The organism is Modicisalibacter luteus DSM 23508 (genome assembly GCF_000378505.1).
Taxonomy (GTDB): Bacteria; Pseudomonadota; Gammaproteobacteria; order Pseudomonadales; family Halomonadaceae; genus Modicisalibacter; species Modicisalibacter luteus.
In genome coordinates this window covers 104,173-128,232 of record NZ_KB899998.1, presented here as the reverse complement: position 1 = coordinate 128,232, position 24,060 = coordinate 104,173, and the positions used below count along the sequence as shown (strand labels likewise).

Here is a 24,060-nt window from a genome sequence, read left to right as displayed (position 1 = left end):
CTGCCGAGGAAAGTCCATGACACACTACCGCCCTTCCCGCTCTTACCGTCGCGAACGCGGCTTCACCCTGCTGGAGATCATGGTGGTGATCTTCATTATTGGTCTGCTGGTCGCCATCGTCGCGCCCAACGTGCTCAGCAACCAGGACGACGCCATGCGGCAAAAGGCGCGCGCCGACCTGTCGACGCTGGAGCAGGCGCTGGATATGTACCGCATGGACAACTATCGCTACCCTTCCACCCGCCAGGGCCTGTTGGCGCTGGTCGAGGCCCCGCGCCAGGAGCCGCAGCCCAGGAACTATCGCGAAGAGGGGTACATTCGCCGTTTGCCCAGCGATCCGTGGGGCAACGAGTATCAGTATCGCAGCCCGGGCGAGAATGGCAGTGTGGACATCTACAGCCTGGGGGCCGATGGTGCGCCTGGCGGTGAAGGCCTGGATGCTGACATCGGCAACTGGATGCTATGACTCCTGGGCACGCCCGCGGCTTCACGCTGCTCGAGCTCCTGGTCGTCGTCGTGATCGTCTCGCTGGCCACGACATTGAGTATCGCCTGGCTGGGCGGCGATGACCATCGGCGTCTGGATGCCGCCGCCGAGCGGCTGCACGGCGACCTGTCCCTGGCGCGTGACGTGGCCTTCCTCGACCAGCAGATCATCGGCTGGCAGGCGAATGCCCAAGGCTACCGTTTCGTCACCTGGCGTTATGAACCCGACACCGGCGTGTGGCGCTGGGTGCCGCTCGAAAGTCATCGCCTGGCTCCGCAGACCTGGCCGATACCTCTCTCGGTAGAAAGTGTCTCCGCCAACGCGCCGTCAGCGCCCGATACCGACATGCCCCGATTGGTGTGGTGGCCCAATGGCGAAGTGATCGGCGGGCGACTGATTCTTGGCCATGGTGGCACGCAGCGTGCTCTGGAGGTCGATGCGCTGGGCATCTATCGTGTCAAGGCGATGGGCCGCCTATGACACGAAGCTTCACCAAGCGCTCCGGCAGCGGCTTCACGTTGCTCGAGGTGATGATCGCGCTGTTCATCCTGGCTATTCTGGCTGTGGCGGTCAGTCAGGGCGTGCATCAGCGCACCCGTGCCAGTCTTGCCGAAACGCAGCGCGTACCACTAATCCTATGTGCCCGCGCGCTGGGTACCGAGTTCACACTGACCCGCTACTGGCCCAGCACGGGTCGCCACGAAGGCGAATTCTACCAAGCCGGCCAGCCCTGCTACTGGCAACTGGATGTCGATTCCACGCCGGTGCGCAACATGCGACGAGGCACGCTGAGCCTGTTCGACGAGGCCGACCGCGAGCACGCAGATTTTCGTTTCACTCTGTTCTTTTCGCCATGACTCGCTATCGTCGTCCTTCGCAACGGGGCTTCACATTGCTTGAGGTGATTGTCGCCATCGCCTTGACCGCGCTGATCGGCGTCACCGTTGCCGCACTGGTCAACGGCATGCTGACGACACGCGAGCGCCTCAATGAGCCATCAGCCCTGCGCCAGGATACGCGCCTCGCCCAGCTTCTCGAGCGGCGTCTGGAAGCGCTAGTCGTGCGGCCCGTACATGCCCAGGGGCAACCATTACTCAATGCGCCACTCGACTACCTGCCAGATACCCACATGCTGGAATGGGTAGCCCAAGGGGATTGGCCGCTGCCCATCGGCGATCACTACACCCGCCTGCGCCGCCAGCGGCTGGTATGGGATAGCGAGCAGCATCGCCTATGGCTGGCATCGACGGGGCTGCTCGATGACGCCGGCACGCCTCAGTGGCAGACCGCGGCCCAGCTCGACGACGTCGAGCGGGTGCAGATCGAGTTTTACAACGGAGCTCGCTGGGTAGCATCACCTCCCGACAATGCCTTGCCGTCGGGTATTCGCCTGCAGTGGTGGCGAAATGGCGCCCGTTACCAGATGAGCGCGCTATTGCCACACTGGGAGGCCTCGTGATGTCACGACAACGTGGTGTCGCACTGCTCATGGTGCTGTTGTGCCTGGCGCTGGTTGGCATGGTCCTGTCCTCGCTGGCCGAGGACGGTCGCAACGACATTCATCGCCTGGGCCTGCTGCAGGCAGAAACCCAGGCTCGCTTTCATATCCAGGGGGCCGAGATCATCGCCCGACGCGCCCTCACCGATGCCGCCGTACGCCAAGCCAGCCTGTGGTGGCAAAGCCTGGCCGGCAAGCCTTTGGACTACCCTACCGATGAAGGCCGTATTCGCTTGGTCGTTCGCGACCTGCGCACCTGTTTCAATCTCAACGCCCTGGCCGGTAGCAATGGGGCACTCGCCGCCGAGCAACTTACCAGATTGCTAGCCGACCGTCCGCCCTCCGCCCTGGGCGACCTGACACCGACAGCCTTCGTCGCCCGACTTGCCGACTGGATCGATGCCGATACCCGGCCGCGCGAAAACAGCCTGGATGGCGTCGATTACGCCCGTGGTTCGCCGCAAAGAGTCAGTGCCGACACATTGTTGGTGGACATAAGCGAACTCAATTGGCTGGAGCCGCTCGACAGCGCCCGCTTCCAGACCCTGAAAGACTTATGCGTACTGCCCGACATGGGTGCCTGGCGCCTCAATCTTAACAGCGTGCAGTTGGCACAATTGCCCTTGCTCGAGGCCCTGTTCGAAGGTCAAGTGGCTCGCGGCGACCTGATCCGCCTGATCAATGCCCGCCCTGCCATCGGCTATTCGGGGATCGATGCGGTGCGCGCTCAGCTCGGTAGCGATAGCGAGTGGCTCGAACGCTACGGCGATCGTTTGACGCTGACGCCCGATTACCTCGAGCTGGACGTTACCGTCGAGGTCGGAGAATACCGATTCCATACTCGACGCCTCCTCAAGGCAGAAGGCGTCAGTAGCTGGTCACCCTACGTGCCGGCATCGCGCGTTCGTATTCTTTCCCGTACCGACGACCTGAGTGCCTGGATGATGTCGCCCCCTTCTTCACCTCAAGGTTTCGCCCCATGACAGCCTCGCTTCGTTCGCTGCCTCTTGGCCGGCTACGATTGCCTGCCAACCGCCGCGGTGCCGTCGATTCGTCGCGCCCTAGACTACTGTTGCTTTGCGAATCGCCCGCGCCTTTATCAACGGATGCCGAGCATGTCGCTGTCTACTGGGCCATGACAGGCCTGCCTGGCAGCGACGAGGCTGGGCGGATCGCCAATAGCAACGCCTCAGTACCCGCCCGGCTTGCGCAGCTCAGCCAGCAATACGATAGCGTGCTGCTGCTGGGCCCCACCGCTACCAGTCATTTCCATCTGGCGGCCCCCAAAGGACTACGTCAGCGCGAATGGCCGCTGCTCATCGAAGATCAGCTATGCACTGATGGCGAAGTACTGGAACTGGCAGCGCTACAACAGGGGCAGGGTCACCTGGAACTGCTCGTGATCGGTCGCGAGCGACTCCTGGCATGGCAACGCTGGCTGGCGGCGCGTGGCATTCGCACGACACACTGGGCCTCGGTCTTCATGGCCCAGCCTTCTCCGACATCGGCCGACGACGTCAGCATAGTAGCCGACACGCACCGTCTGATGATCAAGACACTGGCGGAGCCACCGGCCCCGCACGCGCCCCCCGCGGAGCATTGGCTGGCCTGGCCCCGCGAGTGGCAAGAACGCCTGCCCACGGCAATACGCGAGAAAACCTGGCACTGGCCGTGGCATGACATTGCCGATACGGCGTCTGGCACGGATTCCACCGAAATTTTGCAACGCTATGCTCGTCATTTGCCGGTAACGCTGCCATCCATGCCGGGCGTAACACCGTCACCGCGCTCGCTACGACGCGCTCCTTTGCCCTTTTCTCGTACGACACGCCGCATGGCCATAGCTGTTGCAGCCTTGGCGCTGCTGCATTTAGGGGCTGTCGGCTGGCAAGGCTATCTCGATCAGCGCGCCTCGGCCCATAACGCACAGGCCCGGCTCGAAAACATATTTCCCGAGGATGGCGCTTTCCCATCCCTGCAGCGGGTACAGGATAGGCACGCCGCCCTGCAATTCCTCCAGCAACGCAATCAGTGGCTGACGGCAACGCTCGAGCGTATAGACCAGCAGACCCGTCCCCTACCGCTGAAACTGACCTATCTCAATGTCACCGGCACGCAATTGACCTTGCATTGGCAAGTCGACGAAGACGCTACCAGCGACGGTGCCGAACTCGCCAAGCACCTCGCCGCCTTGGGCGAGGCCAAATGGCAAGCCAGGCCGCAACGCCTGTCGCTGCATGTGGCGCTGACTCAGGAGGTCCGCTCATGATTCCCGCCAAACCTTTATTTGCCAATGCACGCCAGGCCTGGCAGCGCCGTCCTGCGGCAGAGCGACTGCGGTTGAGTATCGGCACCGGCATCAGCCTGACCCTGGTCGGCTATTTACTGGCTCAGCAGATCGATTTCGCAAAGATGATAAACGCTGAATTGTGGAATGCACCGTCGCAGTACGAGGCAAGCCTGCTTACCGACCTTCCTCCCGTCACGACGATGACTGCCGATACCTGGCGGCAGGGAGCGCTGCGCCACTCCCTGGTCCTGGACCGCCTGGAGGCAAGCGACGATGGCTGGCGCCTGGTCGGCCGTGCCGACAACCTCGACGCGTTTGAGCACTTTAGCGCCTGGGCGGCCCAGCGGGGCTGGTGGGCGCTCGACTGGACGCTTGCGCGAGACGATGAGGCCGGCCTGGCCGTTGAGGTGCGTTTCGTCGCCCAGCTCGAACGCGAACCGATGGCGGCACTTGAGGAGGCAACGCCATGACACGCTGGGTACTACGTGGCCTCGTGGCAGTGCCCATTGCACTGGTCTTTATCGTCACCCTGTCGCTCTATTGGCCGCTGCCCGTACTGGCAGGCTGGGTGAAAGACGATCTGGCGACCGGGATCGGCTGGCAGGGTGTCGAAGGGCGTCTACTGGATGGCCGAATCGAGCGGCTCTCATTCGCTCGGCAAGGCGCCTTCCCCCTCGTGGTAGGCCCCGCGGTTTGGCAAGTGACGTGGCCAGGACAACTTAACCTCACACTGGGCGAGGCAGCCCATGCCTGGTCACTGACGGCACGTATCGACGGTATGACGGTTGAATGGCAACTCGAAGGCGGCTCGCTGCATGCCATCGACACGTCGCAGCTGCCGCTCACCCCGGCCGGCGACTGGTTAGGCAAGCTTGCTGTGACCACCCGTGGCCAACGGTGCGTCAATACGCAGGGCGTCCTGACCAGCGATGACCTGACACTACTGACACCGGACCCCATCCCGCTAGGGCAAGCACGCCTGGCCCTGACCTGTGGCAGCGACGGCGATTATCGATTGAAACTCAGCGTGAACGATCCGCCGGGGCTCGAACTGGCCAGCACGCTCGACGTGGCAGCCAGTGGAGGCGCCCACGGTGAGCTCAATGGTCGCCTCGCCCAGGATCATCCTCTGGCGACCTGGCGGCGCTTGCTGGAACCGAACGCCACGGACGACAAGGTTCACCGAGAGTTCGCCTGGTAGTCCGAAGCGTTGCGTGACAGGGCATCAGCGACGGCGTGGGCGATATGGTCAAAGAACAGGCGTATTCGCAGCGTGCCTCGCAGGTCGGGATGGGTCAGCAGCCACAGGTCGGTAGCCATCGCTTCGATAGGGTCCGATAGCCTGGCCATGCCGGGCTCATCGTCAGCCAAGTAGCACGGCAGTATGGCCTTGCCCGCCCCGGAACGGACCGCCGCTCGCATGCCGAGCACGCTATCGACACGGTAAGCGCATGCCATGTTGGCGCCCTGCTCATTCATCCAACGATCCAGAACCCGGTATCCCAACCCTTCCTCGGCTCCGATCCAGGTATCGGCTTCTTGATGGCCCAAGGCGTTGGCACCATATACCGCTTGCGCGAGTCTACCTATGCGCCGGCCGACCAAGGTATCAGGTGGAAAGGAAGTAGGACGGATCGCGATGTCGGCTTCGCGCCGGGTCAAGTTGAACAGTTGATTGGAAATGACGACATCGAGCGCGATTTCAGGATAGGCGTTGCGAAACTCTGCAAACATTGGGGCCAACAGTCCCTCGAACAACGCATCGGTAGTCGTTACTCGCAATGTCCCGGTGGGCTGAAGGTCCTGACCAGCGATCCGCCGCTGAGCCCCCAGCCACTCCGCCTCCATGCGCGCTGCCGTTGACGATAGGTCTTCACCAGCGATCGTCGGTACATAACCACGTCGCCCCCGCTCGAACAGCCTGGCGCCGAGCCGACGTTCCAGGCTTTCCAATCGCCTGAAGACCGTGGCATGGCTCACTTTGAGGTGTCGGGCAGCCCCTGAAAGCGAGCCTTCCTGGGCAATGGCCAGCACAATTCTCAGGTCATCCCACTGCAACTTCTGTTCATTCATGCAAAGCTCCTTTGCATCGATCAGGAATACCACTTCAGTTTTGCAAAGGATACCGTGAGGACATGCATCGCACCCACCAGGAGACAGCCATGAACGTCCTCATTGTCCACAGCCACCCCGAGCCCGACTCGCTCAATGCGGGATTGAAGAATATCGCCATCGACACGCTGCAGGCGCAGGGCCATCATGTGGAGGTGTCCGATCTCTATGCCGAAGGCTTCGATCCCGTCGAAGGCCCGCAACACTATCCGCATCGACAGGACCCCGTTTACTTTTCCGCCCTTACCGAGCAACGTAGCGCCAGCGACCATGACCGGCTCCCGGCAGATGTAAAACGGGAGATAAGCCGGCTGGAACGGGCCGACTTGCTGATTTTTCAGTTTCCGTTGTGGTGGCATGCGCAGCCCGCCATGTTGAAGGGCTGGTTCGATCGAGTGTTTGTTTATGGCGGGCTATACACCGGGCGGCAGCGCTACGATCAAGGGCATTTTCGTGGACGGCGGGCCATATGCTCGGTCACGACCGGGGCGCCGCAGACAGCCTTCGGTCCCGGCGGGCGCGGAGGCGATATCGAGCGGCTTATGTGGCCAATTCACTATTCGCTGTATTACATGGGCTATGACGTTCTTTCGCCTTTTCTCTCCCACGGCATTCAGGGCGGCGGGCTTTCCTACCAAGCCGAGGCTAGCTTCCGAGCGCATCTGGAAAGACTCAAGCTGGATTGGTCCCGTCGGCTAACGCAGTTGGAGGAGGAAAAGCCATTGAGATTCAATGGTTGGTCCGATTGGCATCAGGATGGCTCCGCCAAGTTTCCTGTGTCCCCCTTGCATTCAGGTGCCGTTATTTCCTGAGCTAAGCTGGGCGAAATGCCTCCAGTGTTTTGAGGTCGACATCATCGACCTCTTCGGGAAGCTGGCATTCCTCGCGAGCCTGACGTACCCGCAGACGCTCAGCCAAGCGCTCGCTATCATCGTCGAACGTTCTGCCGTTAAGGTCAGCGAGTTGTTGCATGCCCTGATGGTAGAACGCCAGCAAATCCAGCGCCTGCGGATCATGTTGCTCAAGCCCCGCCTGGCGCAAGGCCGGCAGATGGGCACTGACCCGGGAAAGTTGACGTTTGAGCTCCCAAGCGTAGCGCTGGTCACGCATCCCAGGCCGATCGCGCAGCACGGCGACGACGACGCTGGTCGCCAATAGCCCGAGCAGCACGCCAAGCGCGTTCATGCCCAGGCTAGAGCCGAAGCGGGACGTCAGCAACTGGGAAAACAGCAACCCAAAGATAATGAACTGCCCGGCCACGATCACCGCCATGAACTTCGCCTTGCGGCGGTACTGTGCAGGATCGTGGGTCTCGAAACGAAAACGCATGCCGGGCAGTTCCTCCTGAACGGCTAGTATTATTGATCGCGCAGACGGGCCGCCGCATGATCGAGCAGATGTTCGGTGGTCTCCCATCCCAGACAGGCATCAGTTACCGAGACACCGTAACGAAGCGCCTCCAGGTCGAGCGCCTGCTTGCCTTCGTTGAGATGACTCTCAAGCATGACACCGATGAGCGCGGTCTCACCGGCCAGACGCTGCGCCAGCACATCGAGCAGGACCTCGCTCTGGCGCCGATGATCCTTGCGCGAGTTGGCATGGCTGCAGTCGACCATCAGGTTGGGCCGCAGGCCGGCCCCTTCCAGTTGCCGCCGACAGTCGACGACACTCTCGGCATCGTAGTTGGGACCGCCATCACCGCCACGCAGCACGATATGTGTATGCGGATTGCCCTGCGTCTCGTGCATCACCGGCCGGCCATGTAAATCCATCCCGAAGTGGCGATGCCCCTGAGCGGCGGCGCGCATGGCGTCGATGGCCACCCCAACCCCGCCATGCGTGGCGTTCTTGAAACCGACGATCGCCTCCAGCCCACTGGCCATCTCACGATGGATCTGCGACTCGGTGGTCCGTGCCCCGATTGCCGCCCAGGCAAGCAGGTCATCGAAGTAGGCCGCCGCCATCGGTTGAAGCAACTCGGTGGCGACCGGCAGGCCCAGGGCCGCGACATCGCGCATCAGTCGACGCGACAGGGCCAGGCCATGAGCCATGTCATCGCTACCATCCAAATGCGGATCGTAGGCCAGTCCCTTCCAGCCCACCGTGGTGCGCGGCTTCTCGACATAGACGCGCATCACTAGTAGCAGGCGATCCTCGACGCGACGGGACAGGGCCGCCAAGCGTTCCGCGTACTCCAGCGCGGCACGCGGATCGTGAACGGAACAGGGGCCGACCACCACTAACAGACGCTCATCTTTACCATCGAGTATGGCCTGGATGGCTTGGCGATGTTGGGCAATGGTTTGCCGCAGTTCGCCATCGAGCGGGACCTGCCGGCGCAGTTCGACCGGGCTTGGCAGGATATTCTCGTTCTGGCGGGTGGGGGTGGGGTCGAGCAGGGGTTCGAGCTGGGGCAATGAAGCAGTCATGGTTGCATTTCCTGGCTGGCTCACCGTAGCGAGCGTCACTATTTATCAAGACATCGTGATTGTCGTGTGCCACCCAGAATGCCCCGGCCGGAGGCGGCTGACTGGACCGACCGGGCGACGCTAAATCGCCAATACCCTTCGCCATAGCCGTAATAGTTCTTGCCATACGTGGTGAGGACGACGGGTGCGGTGGTCATTTGCCTGGCTCCTTATCGAGAACGTGAAACGTGCTGTGGTACTAAACGAAAACCCCCGATCGGGTTGCCGACCGGGGGTTTTGAATGGAGGCAACCCTGCTGGTCAGGGTGCGCCTCTTGGCTCAGGCCATCTTGGCCGGACCGCCGGGCGCACCGCGACTAAACCAATACCAATAGCCATAACCTGCCCAACGGCACGCACGCATACCCACCAGCGAAGGCTGGGCAACGATTGTGTGTGCGGCGGAAATGGCGGACATGGTCGTCTCCGAGTTTAGTGTGCTAAGGGCGTATCACTCAGCGTAGTTTTCATCCTACACGGATGATGCCGTTTGGCAACCCCGCCCCAGGTCAACGTTACAGCCCGAAATATTTGACCCAGACGATGGTCGCCGGCAGACAACTCATGCCGACTAGCACGACCAGTCCCAGAAAGAGCGTCATGAAACCGCTAGTGTCCTTGAAATTGGGGTCGTATTCAGCCATGCCATTGTCTCCAACGTAATCGTGAAAGAATGACTGCATCCTAGCGCACACCAACACCGAGCGCAGACTCAGCGCAGGTGGCGCCCACCATCTACAGGCAGGGTAATGCCGGTCACATAACGATTATCGAGCAGATAGCGCAGGCTCTGGTAGATCACGCCCGGCCCGGGCACCATCGCCATAGCCGACTTGGCCCTCGCCTTGGCGGCGTAAGCCTCGTCATCACCTTCGTTGAGCATGATCAGTGCCGGGGCGATGGCGTTGACCTGGATGTCAGGCGCAAACATCGCAGCGAACGACAGCGTGAGGTTTTCCAGGCCTGCCTTGGTGGCGGCATAGGCAGCGTGCTTCTTCGATCCCGTGCCGGCCACGTAGTCGGTCATGTGCACAATGTCGCGCTGGGGCTCGCTGCAGGCATTGAGCAACTCACGGCAATGCAGGTTGATCAGGTAGGGGGCTTGCATATGCACCCGGAACAGGCGCTCGAAGTTGATTCCGGCATCCTCGCCGCTCGAGTCCGGCGCCCAGTCGCTGGCATTGTGCACGATGGCACGTAGCGAGCGAATCTGCGATTTCAAGTGGTCGATGAAATCGAGGATACCGGCCTCGCTGGAGAAATCCGCTCGCAGCGTGACAATCCCCCGTTGGCGCAACACGTCGAGTTCGGCACGTTCACGGCGGTAGGTGATGATGACGTCGTGACCATCGTCGACCAAGCGCTCGGCACAGTGACGTCCCAGGCGCTGGGCACCTCCGGTGATCAGAATCGGCGAGGCGCTCATGATCGGTCCTCCCGAGCGACATCGTCTCCTGAAGTGTCGTCGGCTACCTGGATCAGAGGATCGCGCGGCGCGTAGGCGAAGACATCGGAGCGCACGCGGGCCGCGTCGAGCCCTCGCGGAGCCAATGCATCGACACAGGCATAGACCATCCCCGGAGAGCCGGACAGGTAGACGTCATGGCCAGAAACGTCCGAGAGCGTCGCTGCCAGCGCCTCATCGATACGACCGAGATGGGCATGGATGCGAGGCCCAGCAAAATCGTCATCCAGCGGCGTTTCCGAAACGGCATGGAACGTGAAGTTGGGATGCGTCTCGGCCCACTCGCGGGCCAGCGCCTCCAGATAGAAATCGCGACGCTCACGCACCGCCCACCAGAATGAGACCGGCAGGTCACGGTTGGCCGCGAAGGCTGCCTCGAGCAGGGCTTTCATCTGGGCGAACCCGGTCCCCGCCGCCACCATCAGCATCGGTCGCCCACTTGTTGTATCCAGCACACATTCGCCGCTGGGCATGCGAATCGTCAGCCGCTGCGACTGCTGGATCAGCTCTCGCATGCGCTGCGAATTGGAACGCTCCGGCCAGTGCTGGATATGCAGCTCGATGGTACCGTCGCCACGGTGGGCATTGGCGATGGAGAACGGGACCCAGGTCTGGTCATCGAGCAGCAGCTCGAGATATTGTCCAGGTGCGTGGGCAACCGCTTCGCTGCGGCCTTCCAGTTGCACGCGAAAGACATCGGGTGTCAGGTCCTCTACCGAGATGACCCGGCAGGTCAGGGTCCTTGGCGTCATGCTTTCCTCAAATGGCTAGATCGGGGAGCATCAGCGATGCGTCGCAGCGGGCAACGGAATGCCCAACTCGTCCCAGCGGTCATCGACACGGGCCCTGACTTCGGCATCCATGACGATGGGTGTGCCCCATTCGCGCTCGGTTTCACCGGGCCACTTGGCGGTGGCGTCGAGCCCCATCTTCGAACCCAACCCGGCCACCGGTGAAGCGAAATCAAGATAATCGATGGGTGTGTTCTCCACCATTACCGTATCACGTGCCGGGTCCATGCGCGTGGTAATGGCCCAGATCACGTCTTCCCATTGACGGGCATCGACATCGTCGTCGAGCACGATCACGAATTTCGTGTACATGAACTGGCGCAGGAAGCTCCAGACGCCCATCATCACCCGCTTGGCGTGGCCAGGATACTGTTTCTTCATGGTTACCACTGCCATGCGATAGGAGCATCCCTCGGGCGGGAGGTAAAAATCGACGATTTCGGGGAACTGCTTGCGCAGGATCGGCACGAAGACCTCGTTGAGCGCCAGCCCAAGGATTGCGGGCTCGTCCGGGGGGCGGCCGGTATAGGTCGAATGATAGATGGGATCGCGACGATGCGTGATGCGCTCGACAGTAAAGACCGGGAAGGTCTCGACCTCATTGTAGTAACCGGTGTGGTCTCCGTAGGGGCCTTCCGGGGCGGTATCGTCGGGATAGATGAAACCTTCCAGTACGATCTCGCTGGAGGCCGGCACCTCGAGATCGGCATGCCCGCACTTGACCAGCTCGGTCCGCGAGCCTCGGAGCAGCCCGGCGAAGGCGTATTCCGAGAGCGTGTCCGGTACGGGCGTCACCGCACCGAGAATGGTCGCCGGATCGGCCCCCAGTGCCACGGCAACCGGAAACGGCTCGCCGGGATGGACCTGCTGCCACTCCTGAAAGTCCAGCGCTCCGCCGCGATGTGACAACCAGCGCATGATCAGCCGATTCTTGCCAAGCTTCTGCTGGCGGTAGATTCCCAGATTCTGGCGAGCCTTGTGCGGGCCCTTGGTGACCACCAGCGCCCAAGTCACCAGTGGCGCCACGTCACCGGGCCAGCAGTGCTGGATGGGTATGCGATCGAGATCGACTGCCTCACCTTCGAGCACGACATCCTGTACTGGCGCCTTGCGCAGCGTTTTGGGGCCCATGCTCATCACCTGGCGGAATACCGGCAGCTTGTCGATGGCATCACGGAATCCCTTGGGCGGCTCCGGCTCCTTGAGAAAGGCCAACAGCTCGCCCACCTCACGCAATGCCTCGACCGACTCCTGTCCCATGCCTAGCGCGACCCGCTTGGGAGTGCCGAACAGGTTGCCCAACACTGGCATGTGGTGCCCCTTGACGTTCTCGAACAGCAAAGCCGGGCCACAGGCTCGTAGCGTCCGGTCGCAGATCTCGGTAATTTCAAGATAGGGATCGACCTCAGCGCTCACGCGGTGCAGCTCGCCCATCGACTCCAGGGCCGCCACGAACTCGCGCAAGTCCTTATATTTCATGTGGCTTTTCCTGTCCGATTGAATGCTCTCAGGGTATCACTCAACGTGCTGGCTGGCTGCCATTTGTGTAGTCACGCCGACGTCATGGGTCACCCTTACCATCGAGACGTTCTAATACTCTCAAGGTCCCGATCATGCCCACTCTGACTCGACGCGAGTTCCTCAAGGTATCGACCCTGACAGCTGGTGCGCTATCGGTCTCCTTCGGCCTGACTGGCTGTAGCGATAGCGACGGCAACAATACGGGGAACGCCAACAGCCGCGTCGTGGAATTCCAGCATGGCGTCGCCAGTGGCGACCCGCTCAGCGACAGCGTAATGCTGTGGACACGCATCACTCCCCTTGATGAAGGTGGCAGCATCAGCGTGAATTGGGAGGTCGCCCGCGACGCCGCGTTCACTGACCTGACCCACGATGGCCAGATGACCGCCAGCGCTGCCCACGACTATACCGTCAAGATTGACGTTCGCAACCTGCTGCCAGGTACGCGCTATTATTATCGGTTTCGTGCCGCCGGGATAAGCTCACCGACGGGGATCACCGCTACCCTACCGCTGACCACCGATCAAGTGCGTCTGGCAGTGGTCAGCTGCTCCAACTATCCAGCCGGCTATTTCCATGCCTATGCGGCGATTGCAGACCAAGCGGACAGCCAGATGCTTGATGCCGTACTCCACCTAGGCGATTACCTCTACGAATACGGGATGGGCGGTTATGCGACCGACGCCGCCGAGGCATTGGGCCGCACGCTGCCCGAGGACAACGCCACGGAACTGTTGACCCTGACCGACTACCGCAAGCGCTATGCGCTCTATCGTACTGACACCGATCTGCAGTCACTGCATGCCCGCCTACCGTGGATCGTCGTATGGGACGATCACGAAGTCACCAACGACGCCTGGGAAAGTGGTGCCGAGAATCACAATGAGGGAGAAGGTGATTTCACGGCCCGGAAGTATCAGGCTTTGCAGGCCTACTTCGAGTGGCTGCCTATCCGGCCGGCCAGGGAGGATGACAAAGAGACTATCTATCGCAGCTTCCGATTCGGCGACCTCGTCGCATTACAGATGCTCGACACTCGAATCATCGCGCGTGACGAACAGCTCGACTACGCCAACTATGTTGTTAGCGACGGCCATCTTGACACCTCTTCGCTTGTCAGCGACCTGACCGATCCAACACGCGAACTACTCGGTGATGCACAGCAATTGTGGCTGCAGTCCGCAGTCACTGAAAGCCTCTCACTGCGCTGGCAAGTACTCGGTCAACAGGTGCTGATGGCCCGCATGGCATTACCCGCGGAATTGCTGCTGCAGCTGCAGGAGGTCTACGCCGGCAAGGCCGATGCCAGTACGCTGCAATCGTTGATCAGCGAATACATCGAACTCAAGCAGCGACAGGCACAAGGCGACACGCTCAGTGCCAGCGAGCAGTCACGCCTCGATACCGTGCTGCCCTACAACCTGGATGCCTGGGACGGTTATTCCGCCGCACGGGAGCGAACACTGGCGATCTTTCAGCAGGCCGGCAGCAACCTCGTGGTGCTCGCTGGCGATACCCACAATGCATGGGCGTCACTCCTCACTCGCCAGGACGGCACGGCGGTCGGCGTGGAGTTCGCTGTGAGCTCGGTCAGCTCGCCCGGACTGGAAAGTTATCTCGGCGATCTCGATAGCGATACGCTAGCTCAGGCGTTGACGGTGCTGATCGACGACTTGCGTTACGCCAACCTCTCGCAGCGGGGCTTCATGATCGTCGATTTCACTCACGCCGAGGCACGCGCCGCCTGGTACTTTATAGACACCGTCAAGTCTCGAGACTATAGCCTCATTGAAGGCCCGGTCTGGCGAACCCCAGCCGGTAGCGTAAGTCTCGAGGCGGTGTGATAGCGGGCGTCCTCTCATCCCGCTGAACGCACAAAGGGCGGTCTTATGCCGCCCTTTGCTTTCTGATCCCAGATAGATGCCAGCCTAAACTCCTCACGGAGGGAGGCAGCCGGCCAGAATCAACGCCGTTTCATGGCCTCGAAGAACTCAATATTCGTCTTCGTATCTTTCAATCGATCGATCAGGAATTCAGTCGCCGCCACGTCATCCATCGGGTTGAGCAGTTTGCGCAGGATCCACATGCGCTGCATCTCGTCCTCGGAGGCGATGAGGTCTTCACGACGGGTGCCGGAGCGGCGAATGTTAAGCGCCGGGTAGACACGCTTTTCGGCCAGCTTGCGGTCGAGATGGGCTTCCATGTTACCGGTGCCCTTGAACTCCTCGAAGATCACCTCGTCCATCTTGGAGCCGGTATCGACCAATGCGGTGGCGAGAATGGTCAGACTGCCGCCCTCCTCGATATTGCGCGCCGCACCGAAGAAGCGTTTGGGCTTTTCCAGGGCATGCGCATCGACACCACCGGTAAGCACCTTGCCAGAGGAAGGCACTACGGTGTTATAGGCGCGCGCCAGACGGGTAATCGAGTCGAGCAGGATAACCACGTCCTTTTTGTGCTCGACCAGGCGCTTGGCCTTTTCGATGACCATCTCGGCAACCTGCACGTGGCGTGCCGGCGGTTCATCGAAGGTAGAGGCGACCACTTCGCCACGCACGGTGCGCGACATCTCGGTCACTTCCTCCGGGCGCTCGTCGATCAGCAGCACGATCAGGTGGCACTCGGGATTGTTGCGAGTAATCGACGTGGCGATGTTCTGGAGCATCAGTGTCTTGCCAGCCTTGGGCGGCGAGACGATCAGGCCACGCTGGCCTTTGCCGATGGGCGCAGTAAGGTCGATGACGCGAGAAGTGAGATCCTCGGTAGACCCGTTACCCAGCTCCATGACCAGGCGCTCCTGGGGAAACAGCGGCGTAAGGTTCTCGAAGAGAATCTTATGCTTGGCGTTTTCGGGCTTGTCGAGGTTGATCTGGTTGACCTTCAACAGCGCGAAATAACGTTCGCCTTCCTTGGGGGGGCGGATCTTGCCGGAAATCGAATCGCCCTTGCGCAGGTTGAAGCGGCGAATCTGGGAAGGCGAGACGTAGATATCGTCCGGGCCGGCCAGGTATGAACTATCGGCACTGCGCAGGAAGCCGAAGCCATCCTGGAGGATTTCCAGCACGCCATCACCGTAGATGTCTTCGCCACTCTTGGCATGCTTCTTGAGGATGGCGAAGATAATGTCCTGCTTGCGAGAACGCGCTAGGTTATCGATCCCCATTTCCTGGGCGATTACCAGCAGTTCCGGCACGGATTTTTGCTTGAGTTCGGTAAGATTCATCGGTTTGTCAGAAATTGCTCTTGTCAGAGTGGCAGCGTGAGCTGGAATAGGACAGGAGGCGGTGACGATGCGCCGCGCGGTGCGTTCAGAGCCCTGGGATTTCCTCTCGCCGAAGATAGCCGTTGGACGACGACTCCCATGGGGAGGTCAGAAGCATTATCGGAATCGAGGGAGGCGCTGTTCCTTGTCGCCTGACATTCACATGCAGATGTGAAACAGCGGGCTTACTGACGGCTTGGAATCTGACCGCGTGGCGGCCCGGAAAGCTTTTGGAACAGGCGAACGTCTGGATGGTAGTTAAGCCGGACGGTAAACGCAAGCCCCCTGCGTGTCAGCGTTTCACGCCACACATTGGAATTGTACCTGAATCAGGACGCCATTACAGCGCTGTACTAATAAAGGCGTCAAGCTGGTCATCCTCCAGCGCCCCGACACGCGTCGCCTCGAGATCGCCGTCCACGAAAAGTACCAGCGTAGGCAGGCCGCGTACGCCATACTTCTGCGCCGAAGCGGGATGCCGGTCGGCATCGATAAGGTAGCAGCCCAGCTGTGTCGGGTAGCGACTAGCCAGCCTGTCGAGACGCGGCGCCAATGCTTGGCAGGGCGAACACCATTGCGCCATGAACACGATCAGGATCGTGCCCGGCTGGGTCAACAACTCTTCCAGTCCCTCGTCCGTCAGCCATTCCATGGACGTGTCGGCCATCGTTTACTCCATTTGCCATGTCCGCTCACATTGGACGCTGTCAGAACGCGATTGACAAGCTTCTTGACGCCCTACAACCTTAACGCAGAACAGCATAGGGATAGCGCATGAGCAGGACGCCTGCTGAAACACGGACTCCTCGCCGCCTGGCGGCCATCGATCTGGGGTCGAACAGCTTCCACCTGTTGGTGGCCAACTATCATGAGGAGCAGCTGCAGGTCGTCGCCAAGCAGGGCGAAAAAGTGCAGTTGGCTGCCGGTCTCGACGAGAATGATTGCTTGAGCGAGGACGCTATTCAGCGCGCGCTCGATTGCCTGGCCCGGTTCGCCCCCTTCATCGCGGACGTATCGCCGCGCCACTTGCGCGTCGTTGGTACCAACGCCCTGCGCAATGCGGCCAACAGTGACGCATTGATTCATCGTGCCGAAGCATTGCTCGGCCACGAGATAGAGATCATTGCCGGACGCGAGGAAGCACGCCTGATCTATCTGGGGGCCGCCCATGCCCTCGCCGACGTACACGGAAAGCGGCTTATCGTCGACATCGGGGGCGGATCCACCGAGTTCATTATCGGTGAACGCTTCGAACCGCTGGCCCTGGAAAGCCTGCACATGGGCTGTGTGGCTTATACCCGCCGCTTCTTTGGAGATGGCGAAATCACCGAAAAGAGCTTTCACCAGGCCGAGCTGGCGGCGCTATCGGAATTAGCCAACATTCGCCGCCCTTATCTAGAAATGGGCTGGTCCGACCCGGTTGGCTCAAGCGGTACCATCAAAGCCGTCGCCGCCGTGCTCGCGGCTTGTGGCGACAGCCCCGACGGGCTAATCCACCGAGAAGGCCTGGCGAAGCTGCGTAAGCAGTTGATCAAGACCAAGCGGCTCGACAAGGTGGCCATGGAGGGGCTCAAGGCCGACCGCGCCCGGGTTTTCCCGGCCGGGGTGGCGATCCTGTGCGCCATCTTCGAGGCATTCGATCTGGCCTACATGCGTTACTCTGATGGCGCCCTGCGCGAGGGTGTGCTTTACGACCTGGTCGGCCGCAACACACCCGAGGATTCCCGCTTGCAGACGCTAGTCGCCTTGCAGCGCCGCTACAGCATTGATACGCGCCAAGCCGATAACGTGGCAGCCAGTGCCTGCCATGCATTCGAACAGGTACGCGACGCCTGGCAGCTCGACGATGAGCAGAAGCAGTTTCTGACCTGGGCGGCCCAGATCCATGAACTGGGGCAGGCCGTGTCACACAGCCAGTTCCATCGTCACGGTGCCTATCTGCTCGAGCACTCCGACCTGCCGGGGTTCTCCCGACCAGAGCAAAAGTCGCTGGCCTTTCTGGTGCGCGCCCATCGGCGCAAGTTCCCCAGCAAGGAACTCGAGGCCCTGCCTGAGTCGCTGCGAGAGCGCTACGCCCGTCTGGCACGCCTGCTGCGTCTTGCCGTGATCCTCAATCACTCCCGTCCCGAGCACGCCGTGGTCGATTTCCATGTCATCGCTACCGGCGATGCACTGCGCCTAGTTCTACCTGAAGCACTCGCCGAACATGCCCTGCTCATCAACGACCTGCAGCAGGAAATGGCATTGCAGCAAGCCGCAGGCTTCACTTTCGAACTCGAGCCGGAACCGGCCGACGCCTGAAACTACCCAGCAACCATCTCCCAGCCCTCGGCAACGGCCACCCCTAGCACGGCGACCAGCGTGTCGCCGTCCCAGGCCAGGAGCTGGCGATCGCGCTGCCATGGGGGAATACCGGCCTCCTGAAGCAATCGCTTGACGTCGCGCCGGCCACGCCCGGCGACGCGTAATGCCTCGCCTCCCTTCCGCCAGGTCAGGCGCAGCCGGCATGGTCGTGCGTCGCTGGGCACGAGACTCACCTCGACCGGACCTGCCGGGGTTTGCAGTCCGGGTTGCCCAGTCCAGTCGGCATGCCAGTTCGCCGGCAAGGCCACTCTCGGCGCCTGAAGATAGAGTGCGCCGCGCCACCGCCGCGCTTCGCCCCCAACCCAATCGACGTTTACTCGAGCATCTTCGCGGGCACTAAGCTGCTCAAGCAGCGTCGCCAGACGGCTGGCGGGCGGTGTCGGCAGTCCCAGCCGCTGGCAAGCATAGCGAATCAGTAGCCGTTGGCGTGATGGGGACAGCGATACAATATGGTCGAGCGCCAGGCGGTCGGCGTTGCCACCCGCCATCTCAAGATCGAGCGCCGCCAGATCGTCGAGCAAGGCATCGGCTTCGCTGGCCAGTGTGGCGCTGCGCGCCAGCGACAAGGGCGCCTCAGGCCAGCGCGCTGCAAGACGAGGAATGATGTCGTGCCGTAGGTAGTTGCGACTGATCGCAACATCTTCATTGCTCGGGTCGTCCGCCCAGACAACCCCAAGCGCCTTCGCCTCGCGCTCCAGCTCGGCACGGGTAAAGGCGAGTAGCGGCCTTACCAGATATCGCCCCGCCCAGGCGCGCTGCGCCGGCATGCCGGCCAAGCCACGCACACCGCTACCGCGCAATGCCGCCAAGAGCAGGGTTTCGGCCTGATCATCGGCGTGCTGCGCCAGCCACAGCGTGTCGCCGACGCCTACCCGCTGCGCAAAGGCCGCGTATCGGGCCTCGCGCGCTGCCGCTTCCATCCCCCGCCCTTGCCTGTCGACCCGCACCCGCTCGACGTACAGGGGCACGCCCAACCGATCGCACAACACACGGCAACGGCGCTCGAAGTCCGCCGCAGCCGCTTGCAGACCATGGTTTACATGAAGGGCATAGATCGGATGGGGATGACGCCGCGCCGCCTGAACGGCAAGCGTCAGCAATAGGCAGGAGTCGAGACCACCCGACAGCGCGACCCAGACAGGACGCCCCGGCGGTATAGCCACCAGGGCGTCATCGATCGCGGAGTGCAGCGACACCGTGTTATGCCGGTGCTCCATAACTCATCAGCCGCGCATACCGACGCTCCAGCAACGCGTCGGTCTCCATGGCCTGCAGTCGGTCAAGGCTGGCAAGCAGCGCTTCCTTGACCCGCTCGGCAGTAACGACTGAATGACGATGCGCCCCACCTAGAGGTTCTTCGATCAGGGTGTCGACGAAGCCCAGCTCCTTCAAACGCTCAGCCGTGATACCCATGGCGTGAGCGGCCTCGGAGGCCTTCTCGGCGCTCTTCCACAGGATCGAGGCGCAGCCCTCCGGCGAAATGACCGAGTAGGTGGAATACTGCAGCATGGCCAGCTCATCGCAAACGCCGATGGCCAAGGCCCCGCCGGAGCCACCCTCGCCGATGACCGTGGAAACGATCGGCGTCTTCAGTCGCGACATGACCGCCAGATTATAGGCTATGGCCTCGGACTGGCCACGCTCCTCGGCATCGATGCCCGGGTAAGCGCCAGGCGTATCGATGAAGGTCAGAATCGGCATCTTGAAGCGCTCGGCCATTTCCATCAGCCGGCAGGCCTTGCGATACCCTTCAGGGCGCGGCATGCCGAAATTGCGACGCACCTTCTCCTTGACGTCGCGCCCCTTCTGGTGACCGATCACCATTACCGGCTTGTCATCGAGACGCGCAATGCCGCCAACGATGGCCGCGTCATCGGCAAAATGGCGGTCGCCATGCAGTTCATCGAAGTCAGTGAATACGTGCTTCAAATAATCGAGGGTATAAGGGCGCTGCGGATGGCGAGACAGCTGTGACACCTGCCAGGCCGTCAGATCGCGGAAGATCGACTCGGTGAGCTTCTGGCTTTTTTCCTCGAGACGCCCGATCTCGTCACTGATGTTGATCTTGCTGTCGTTGCCGACCAGGCGCAGTTCCTCGATCTTTGCCTGTAGTTCGGCGATGGGCTGTTCAAAGTCCAGATAGTTGGGATTCATAGGGCTTCGCTTTTTGAAATAGACAGCCTGAAGGCCACGGCTGAGCGCGTTAATGCGCAATCGATAACGATGATTGCGCATTATCGCACCTTGGCTTGCACACGCAAGGCACGTCTCGGTGAGTGGTCATGCGTCGATTCAGCCGCGATAGCGGAGCCTGACGCCGTCCTGCCCTTCTACCTCGTGCAGCGCGACCATCAACTCATCGGCAGGCGATACTTTCCAGTCGTCGCCCAACTCGAGCCAACCACTAGCCTGGGCGTTGCGATATTTCAGGCGCACCGGCAGTCCATCGTCACTGCGCCATGGATCGAGACTGCCACGCAGGCTGGAAATAAAGCGGCCATTCAGGCGGTTGCCATCCACGGAGAGCTCTACCGCCTCGCCATAGCGCAGGCGGGCATCGACCATCATCGTGATCTCCTTGCCACGTAGACGCAAGCCACCGGAGAAATCATCGCTCTGCACTTCACCCTCGACGATCAATACCTGATCCTGGCCGAGCTTGGCGCGTACCTGGTCGAATAGTTCACCGAACAGCGAGGCCTCAATGCGGCCAGTGCGATCATCGAGGGTCACGAAGGCCATGGTGTCGCCGCGCTTGGACTTCATGGTGCGCATCGCCACCACGAGACCCGCGACCCGCTGCGGTTCGCGGGATGGCTTGAGCGAGCTGATGCGCGTCGAGACAAAACGCGCCAATTCCTTCTCGTACTCGTCGATGGGATGGCCGGTCAGGTAGAGTCCGAGCGTGTCCTTTTCGCCAGCGAGGCGCTCCTTATCGCTCCAGTCGCGCACCTGACGATATTCCGCATAGGCGTCGCCGGTCTCGGGCTCGGCAAATGCCTCACCGAACATGTCGATAATGCCCAGGTTGGCATTGGTCGTACTCTGTTGCGCAGCCTTGATGGCATCGTCGAGCGCAGCGGCCAGCACTGCCCGCGACGGCCCCAGGCTATCCAGCGCTCCGGCGCGGATCAGCGCCTCGAGGGTGCGCTTGTTCATACGCTTGGCATCGACCCGGCGGCAGAAATCGAACAGGTCGCTGAATGGTCCGTCGGCACGGCGGGCCTCGACGATCGCCCCGATCGGCCCTTCGCCAACGCCCCGGATCGCGCCCAGGCCATAGACCACGCGGCCCTGCTCATCGACGGTGAACTTGTAGTCGCCGACGTTGACGTCTGGCGGGGTCACCGTCAGGCCAAGGTTGCGGCACTCCTCGATCAGCGGCACGACCTTGTCGAGGTTGTCCATGTCGGTGGACAGCACCGCGGCCATGAACGGGCCCGGGTAGTGGGTCTTGAGCCAGGCAGTCTGATAGGACACCAGGCCATAGGCGGCCGAATGCGACTTGTTGAAGCCGTAGCCGGCGAACTTTTCCACTAGGTCGAAGATATTTCCGGCCAGGTCCTTGTCGATACCGTTGGCCGCACAACCCTCCATGAAGCCGGCACGCTGCTTGGCCATCTCCTCGGGCTTCTTCTTGCCCATCGCGCGACGCAGCATGTCGGCCTGGCCGAGCGTGTAGCCCGCCAGCACCTGGGCAATCTGCATCACCTGCTCCTGGTAGAGGATGATGCCGTAGGTGGGCTCAAGTACAGGCTTGAGCAGTTCGTGCTGATAATCGGGGTGCGGATAGGAAATCTCCGCACGCCCGTGCTTGCGGTTGATGAAGTCATCGACCATGCCCGACTGCAGCGGTCCCGGGCGGAAAAGGGCTACCAGGGCAATCATGTCTTCCAGCGAGTCGGGCTGCAGGCGCTTGATGAGCTCCTTCATGCCGCGCGATTCGAGCTGGAAAACCGCAGTAGTCTCGGCTTTCTTGAGCATGTCGAAGGTCGGCACGTCATTGAGCGGAATGCTCGAGATATCCAGCGGGCCCTCGCCGCTGCGCGCGCGCACCGTATCGACCATCTCCAGCGCCCAGTCGATGATGGTCAGCGTACGTAGGCCGAGGAAGTCGAACTTGACCAGCCCGGCTTCCTCGACGTCGTTCTTGTCGAACTGTACCACCAGACCGCTGCCGTCCTCGTCGCAGAGCAGCGGCGAAAAATCGGTGAGCTTGGTCGGCGCAATGACCACGCCACCCGCATGCTTGCCGGTGCCGCGGGTTATGCCTTCGAGCTTGATCGCCATGTCCCAGATTTCCTGGGCTTCCTCGTCGTTCTCGAGAAACTCCTTCAGGGCTGGCTCCTGTTCGATGGCCTTGGCCAGCGTCATGCCAACCTCGAACGGAATCAGCTTGGAGAGCTTGTCACCCAGTGAATAGGGCTTGCCCTGGGCACGCGCCACGTCTCGCACCACCGCCTTGGCGGCCATGGTGCCAAAGGTCACGATCTGCGATACAGCGTTACGCCCATAGCGTTCGGCGACGTAATCGATCACCCGGTCGCGCTTCTCCATGCAGAAGTCGACGTCGAAGTCGGGCATCGACACACGCTCGGGGTTGAGGAAACGCTCGAACAGCAAGTCGTATTCCAATGGATCGAGGTCGGTGATCTTCTGCGCATAGGCAACCAGCGACCCGGCCCCGGACCCACGCCCCGGTCCCACCGGGATGTCGTTGTCCTTGGCCCACTGGATGAAGTCCATGACGATCAGGAAGTAGCCCGGAAACCCCATCTGAGTAATGATATCGAGCTCAAAATCCAGGCGCTGCCGGTAGGCCGGCTCGTGCTCGGCACGCGAACGCCCCGCATAGATGGCGTTGGGTGCATCAAAGAGCTGCTCGAGGCGCTCGGTCAGCCCATCGTGGGAGACCTTGCGGAAATACTCGTCGAGGGTCATGCCCTCTGGAATCGGGAATTCGGGAAGAAAGTATTCGCCGAGACGCACGTCGACGTTGCAGCGCGCGGCGATCATCACGCTGTTTTCTAGCGCCTCGGGAATATCGGCGAATAGCTCGGCCATTTCCTCGGGGCTCTTGAGGTATTGCTCCTCGCTATAGCGACGTTCACGACGCGGATCGTCGAGTGCCTTGCCCTCGCCGATGGATACCCGCGTCTCGTGGGCCCAGAAATCTTCACGTGTCAGAAAGCGCACATCGTTTGTGGCCACGACGGGTGTGCCGGTTTCGGCGGCTAGCTGAACCGATAGGTGGACGCACTCTTCCTCATGCTGACGGCCGGTGCGTGTCAGCTCCAGATAGAATCGCTCGGGGAAATGGCGCTGCCATTCGGCCAGCAGTTCGCGGGCCTCATCGTTATGCTCAGCGAGCAGGAAACGCCCAATCTCGCCCTCGCGGCCGCCAGACAGCGCAATCAACCCATCGCTTTGCGCGAATACCCATTCTTTCTTGAGGATCGCTAGCCCTTGGCGTTGGCCCTCGACCCATCCCCGTGAGATCAGCTCGGTCAGGTTGCGATAGCCGTCGTTGTCCATGGCCAGCAACGTCAGGCGGTACGGATGCCCTTCGTCGAACGGGTTTTCCAGCCACAGGTCAGCGCCGATGATTGGCTTGAGTCCGGCGCCTTGCGCATTCTTGTAGGCCTTGACCAGACCGAACAGGTTGGCTTCGTCGGTGAGCGACATGGCTGGCATGCCAGCCTCGGCAGTCGCCTGAACCAGGGGCTTGAGGCGCACCAGGCCGTCGACGAGAGAATATTCGCTATGCACGCGAAGGTGAACGAAGGGCGTGGTCATATCGGAC

23 protein-coding genes are annotated in these 24,060 nt (G+C 61.5%); 11 read left to right on the top strand and 12 right to left on the bottom strand.

Annotated features, from left to right (window positions below):
• Window positions 1-16 precede the first annotated feature (16 nt).
• Genes gspG through F568_RS0115310 form a run of 8 tightly spaced genes read left to right on the top strand, consistent with a single transcriptional unit; the run spans window position 17 to window position 5,475 of the window.
• Window positions 17-466, top strand: a complete 450-nt coding sequence (gspG, locus tag F568_RS0115345) for a type II secretion system major pseudopilin GspG (protein WP_019019636.1) — start codon at window positions 17-19, stop codon at window positions 464-466.
• Window positions 463-966: a GspH/FimT family pseudopilin gene (locus F568_RS22995; protein ID WP_019019635.1), complete on the top strand. Its 504-nt coding sequence runs from the start codon at window positions 463-465 to the stop codon at window positions 964-966. The genes gspG and F568_RS22995 overlap by 4 nt, the downstream gene beginning before the upstream one ends.
• Window positions 963-1,343, top strand: a complete 381-nt coding sequence (locus F568_RS0115335; RefSeq protein WP_019019634.1) for a type II secretion system protein — start codon at window positions 963-965, stop codon at window positions 1,341-1,343. Before F568_RS22995 ends, F568_RS0115335 begins: the two co-directional genes overlap by 4 nt.
• On the top strand, window positions 1,340-1,945 hold the full coding sequence (locus F568_RS0115330; RefSeq protein ID WP_019019633.1) for a type II secretion system protein GspJ: 606 nt from the start codon (window positions 1,340-1,342) through the stop codon (window positions 1,943-1,945). Before F568_RS0115335 ends, F568_RS0115330 begins: the two co-directional genes overlap by 4 nt.
• A complete protein-coding gene (gene gspK / locus F568_RS0115325; RefSeq protein WP_019019632.1) occupies window positions 1,945-2,967 on the top strand; it encodes a type II secretion system minor pseudopilin GspK in 1,023 nt (340 codons plus the stop codon). Before F568_RS0115330 ends, gspK begins: the two co-directional genes overlap by 1 nt.
• Window positions 2,964-4,253: a hypothetical protein gene (locus tag F568_RS0115320; protein WP_019019631.1), complete on the top strand. Its 1,290-nt coding sequence runs from the start codon at window positions 2,964-2,966 to the stop codon at window positions 4,251-4,253. Before gspK ends, F568_RS0115320 begins: the two co-directional genes overlap by 4 nt.
• Window positions 4,250-4,744, top strand: coding sequence for a hypothetical protein (locus F568_RS0115315; RefSeq protein WP_019019630.1), 495 nt, complete (start codon window positions 4,250-4,252; stop codon window positions 4,742-4,744). The genes F568_RS0115320 and F568_RS0115315 overlap by 4 nt, the downstream gene beginning before the upstream one ends.
• A complete protein-coding gene (locus F568_RS0115310; protein WP_019019629.1) occupies window positions 4,741-5,475 on the top strand; it encodes a hypothetical protein in 735 nt (244 codons plus the stop codon). Before F568_RS0115315 ends, F568_RS0115310 begins: the two co-directional genes overlap by 4 nt.
• On the opposite strand, the gene F568_RS0115305 is transcribed toward F568_RS0115310, so the two are convergent.
• The gene (locus tag F568_RS0115305; RefSeq protein WP_019019628.1) at window positions 5,454-6,347 is read right to left on the bottom strand and encodes a LysR family transcriptional regulator; all 894 of its coding nucleotides are present in this window, start codon (window positions 6,345-6,347) and stop codon (window positions 5,454-5,456) included. The genes F568_RS0115310 and F568_RS0115305 overlap by 22 nt on opposite strands.
• A gap of 89 nt (window positions 6,348-6,436) precedes the next feature.
• Here F568_RS0115305 and F568_RS0115300 point away from each other — a divergent pair, with 89 nt between their 5' ends.
• Window positions 6,437-7,198, top strand: a complete 762-nt coding sequence (locus F568_RS0115300; protein ID WP_019019627.1) for an NAD(P)H-dependent oxidoreductase — start codon at window positions 6,437-6,439, stop codon at window positions 7,196-7,198.
• Window position 7,199: 1 nt separating this feature from the next.
• Here the strand turns inward: F568_RS0115300 and F568_RS0115295 are convergent, their stop codons facing one another.
• The 6 genes from F568_RS0115295 to ubiD form a co-directional block, all read right to left on the bottom strand.
• Window positions 7,200-7,715 (bottom strand): DUF3087 family protein, encoded by a 516-nt coding sequence (locus tag F568_RS0115295; protein WP_019019626.1) that lies wholly within the window; start codon window positions 7,713-7,715, stop codon window positions 7,200-7,202.
• Between the two features lie 29 nt (window positions 7,716-7,744).
• Window positions 7,745-8,815, bottom strand: coding sequence for a 3-deoxy-7-phosphoheptulonate synthase (locus F568_RS0115290; protein ID WP_019019625.1), 1,071 nt, complete (start codon window positions 8,813-8,815; stop codon window positions 7,745-7,747).
• A gap of 554 nt (window positions 8,816-9,369) precedes the next feature.
• Window positions 9,370-9,498 (bottom strand): hypothetical protein, encoded by a 129-nt coding sequence (locus F568_RS26105; protein ID WP_019019624.1) that lies wholly within the window; start codon window positions 9,496-9,498, stop codon window positions 9,370-9,372.
• Window positions 9,499-9,566: 68 nt separating this feature from the next.
• Complete coding sequence (gene folM / locus F568_RS0115280) at window positions 9,567-10,280, bottom strand: dihydromonapterin reductase (protein ID WP_019019623.1); 714 nt, start codon at window positions 10,278-10,280, stop codon at window positions 9,567-9,569.
• Window positions 10,277-11,071, bottom strand: coding sequence for an NAD(P)H-flavin reductase (locus F568_RS22990; protein WP_019019622.1), 795 nt, complete (start codon window positions 11,069-11,071; stop codon window positions 10,277-10,279). The genes folM and F568_RS22990 overlap by 4 nt, the downstream gene beginning before the upstream one ends.
• A gap of 30 nt (window positions 11,072-11,101) precedes the next feature.
• Window positions 11,102-12,589 (bottom strand): 4-hydroxy-3-polyprenylbenzoate decarboxylase, encoded by a 1,488-nt coding sequence (gene ubiD, locus F568_RS0115270; RefSeq protein WP_019019621.1) that lies wholly within the window; start codon window positions 12,587-12,589, stop codon window positions 11,102-11,104.
• 134 nt (window positions 12,590-12,723) lie between these two features.
• Here ubiD and F568_RS0115265 point away from each other — a divergent pair, with 134 nt between their 5' ends.
• A complete protein-coding gene (locus tag F568_RS0115265) occupies window positions 12,724-14,475 on the top strand; it encodes an alkaline phosphatase D family protein (RefSeq protein ID WP_019019620.1) in 1,752 nt (583 codons plus the stop codon).
• A 119-nt stretch (window positions 14,476-14,594) separates the two neighbouring features.
• Here F568_RS0115265 and rho read toward each other — a convergent pair whose 3' ends face one another.
• Window positions 14,595-15,854 (bottom strand): transcription termination factor Rho, encoded by a 1,260-nt coding sequence (gene rho, locus F568_RS0115260; protein WP_019019619.1) that lies wholly within the window; start codon window positions 15,852-15,854, stop codon window positions 14,595-14,597.
• A 379-nt stretch (window positions 15,855-16,233) separates the two neighbouring features.
• A complete protein-coding gene (locus tag F568_RS0115255) occupies window positions 16,234-16,560 on the bottom strand; it encodes a thioredoxin family protein (protein ID WP_019019618.1) in 327 nt (108 codons plus the stop codon).
• Window positions 16,561-16,667: 107 nt separating this feature from the next.
• On the opposite strand from F568_RS0115255, the gene ppx reads away from it, so the two are divergent.
• Window positions 16,668-18,194, top strand: a complete 1,527-nt coding sequence (gene ppx, locus F568_RS0115250) for an exopolyphosphatase (protein ID WP_019019617.1) — start codon at window positions 16,668-16,670, stop codon at window positions 18,192-18,194.
• A 2-nt stretch (window positions 18,195-18,196) separates the two neighbouring features.
• On the opposite strand, the gene tilS is transcribed toward ppx, so the two are convergent.
• From tilS to dnaE, 3 genes are all read right to left on the bottom strand, one after another.
• Window positions 18,197-19,474 (bottom strand): tRNA lysidine(34) synthetase TilS, encoded by a 1,278-nt coding sequence (tilS, locus tag F568_RS0115245; protein WP_019019616.1) that lies wholly within the window; start codon window positions 19,472-19,474, stop codon window positions 18,197-18,199.
• Window positions 19,458-20,411 carry an acetyl-CoA carboxylase carboxyl transferase subunit alpha gene (gene accA, locus F568_RS0115240; RefSeq protein WP_026300579.1) on the bottom strand — a complete coding sequence of 318 codons (954 nt, stop codon included), beginning with the start codon at window positions 20,409-20,411 and terminating at the stop codon, window positions 19,458-19,460. The genes tilS and accA overlap by 17 nt, the downstream gene beginning before the upstream one ends.
• A gap of 138 nt (window positions 20,412-20,549) precedes the next feature.
• On the bottom strand, window positions 20,550-24,053 hold the full coding sequence (dnaE, locus tag F568_RS0115235; RefSeq protein ID WP_019019614.1) for a DNA polymerase III subunit alpha: 3,504 nt from the start codon (window positions 24,051-24,053) through the stop codon (window positions 20,550-20,552).
• Window positions 24,054-24,060 lie beyond the last annotated feature (7 nt).

Bases quoted from the DNA above. Each gene is read 5' to 3' on its own strand.
- F568_RS0115315 (WP_019019630.1), top strand. From the start codon at position 4,250: ATGATTCCCGCCAAACCTTTATTTGCCAATGCACGCCAGGCCTGGCAG.
- tilS (WP_019019616.1), bottom strand. From the start codon at position 19,474: ATGGAGCACCGGCATAACACGGTGTCGCTGCACTCCGCGATCGATGAC.
- F568_RS0115310 (WP_019019629.1), top strand. From the start codon at position 4,741: ATGACACGCTGGGTACTACGTGGCCTCGTGGCAGTGCCCATTGCACTG.
- F568_RS0115320 (WP_019019631.1), top strand. From the start codon at position 2,964: ATGACAGCCTCGCTTCGTTCGCTGCCTCTTGGCCGGCTACGATTGCCT.
- F568_RS0115265 (WP_019019620.1), top strand. From the start codon at position 12,724: ATGCCCACTCTGACTCGACGCGAGTTCCTCAAGGTATCGACCCTGACA.
- gspK (WP_019019632.1), top strand. From the start codon at position 1,945: ATGTCACGACAACGTGGTGTCGCACTGCTCATGGTGCTGTTGTGCCTG.
- F568_RS22995 (WP_019019635.1), top strand. From the start codon at position 463: ATGACTCCTGGGCACGCCCGCGGCTTCACGCTGCTCGAGCTCCTGGTC.
- folM (WP_019019623.1), bottom strand. From the start codon at position 10,280: ATGAGCGCCTCGCCGATTCTGATCACCGGAGGTGCCCAGCGCCTGGGA.
- dnaE (WP_019019614.1), bottom strand. From the start codon at position 24,053: ATGACCACGCCCTTCGTTCACCTTCGCGTGCATAGCGAATATTCTCTC.
- rho (WP_019019619.1), bottom strand. From the start codon at position 15,854: ATGAATCTTACCGAACTCAAGCAAAAATCCGTGCCGGAACTGCTGGTA.
- F568_RS0115295 (WP_019019626.1), bottom strand. From the start codon at position 7,715: ATGCGTTTTCGTTTCGAGACCCACGATCCTGCACAGTACCGCCGCAAG.
- F568_RS0115330 (WP_019019633.1), top strand. From the start codon at position 1,340: ATGACTCGCTATCGTCGTCCTTCGCAACGGGGCTTCACATTGCTTGAG.
- F568_RS0115290 (WP_019019625.1), bottom strand. From the start codon at position 8,815: ATGACTGCTTCATTGCCCCAGCTCGAACCCCTGCTCGACCCCACCCCC.
- F568_RS26105 (WP_019019624.1), bottom strand. From the start codon at position 9,498: ATGGCTGAATACGACCCCAATTTCAAGGACACTAGCGGTTTCATGACG.
- F568_RS0115300 (WP_019019627.1), top strand. From the start codon at position 6,437: ATGAACGTCCTCATTGTCCACAGCCACCCCGAGCCCGACTCGCTCAAT.
- ppx (WP_019019617.1), top strand. From the start codon at position 16,668: ATGAGCAGGACGCCTGCTGAAACACGGACTCCTCGCCGCCTGGCGGCC.
- ubiD (WP_019019621.1), bottom strand. From the start codon at position 12,589: ATGAAATATAAGGACTTGCGCGAGTTCGTGGCGGCCCTGGAGTCGATG.
- gspG (WP_019019636.1), top strand. From the start codon at position 17: ATGACACACTACCGCCCTTCCCGCTCTTACCGTCGCGAACGCGGCTTC.
- F568_RS0115305 (WP_019019628.1), bottom strand. From the start codon at position 6,347: ATGAATGAACAGAAGTTGCAGTGGGATGACCTGAGAATTGTGCTGGCC.
- F568_RS0115255 (WP_019019618.1), bottom strand. From the start codon at position 16,560: ATGGCCGACACGTCCATGGAATGGCTGACGGACGAGGGACTGGAAGAG.
- F568_RS22990 (WP_019019622.1), bottom strand. From the start codon at position 11,071: ATGACGCCAAGGACCCTGACCTGCCGGGTCATCTCGGTAGAGGACCTG.
- F568_RS0115335 (WP_019019634.1), top strand. From the start codon at position 963: ATGACACGAAGCTTCACCAAGCGCTCCGGCAGCGGCTTCACGTTGCTC.
- accA (WP_026300579.1), bottom strand. From the start codon at position 20,411: ATGAATCCCAACTATCTGGACTTTGAACAGCCCATCGCCGAACTACAG.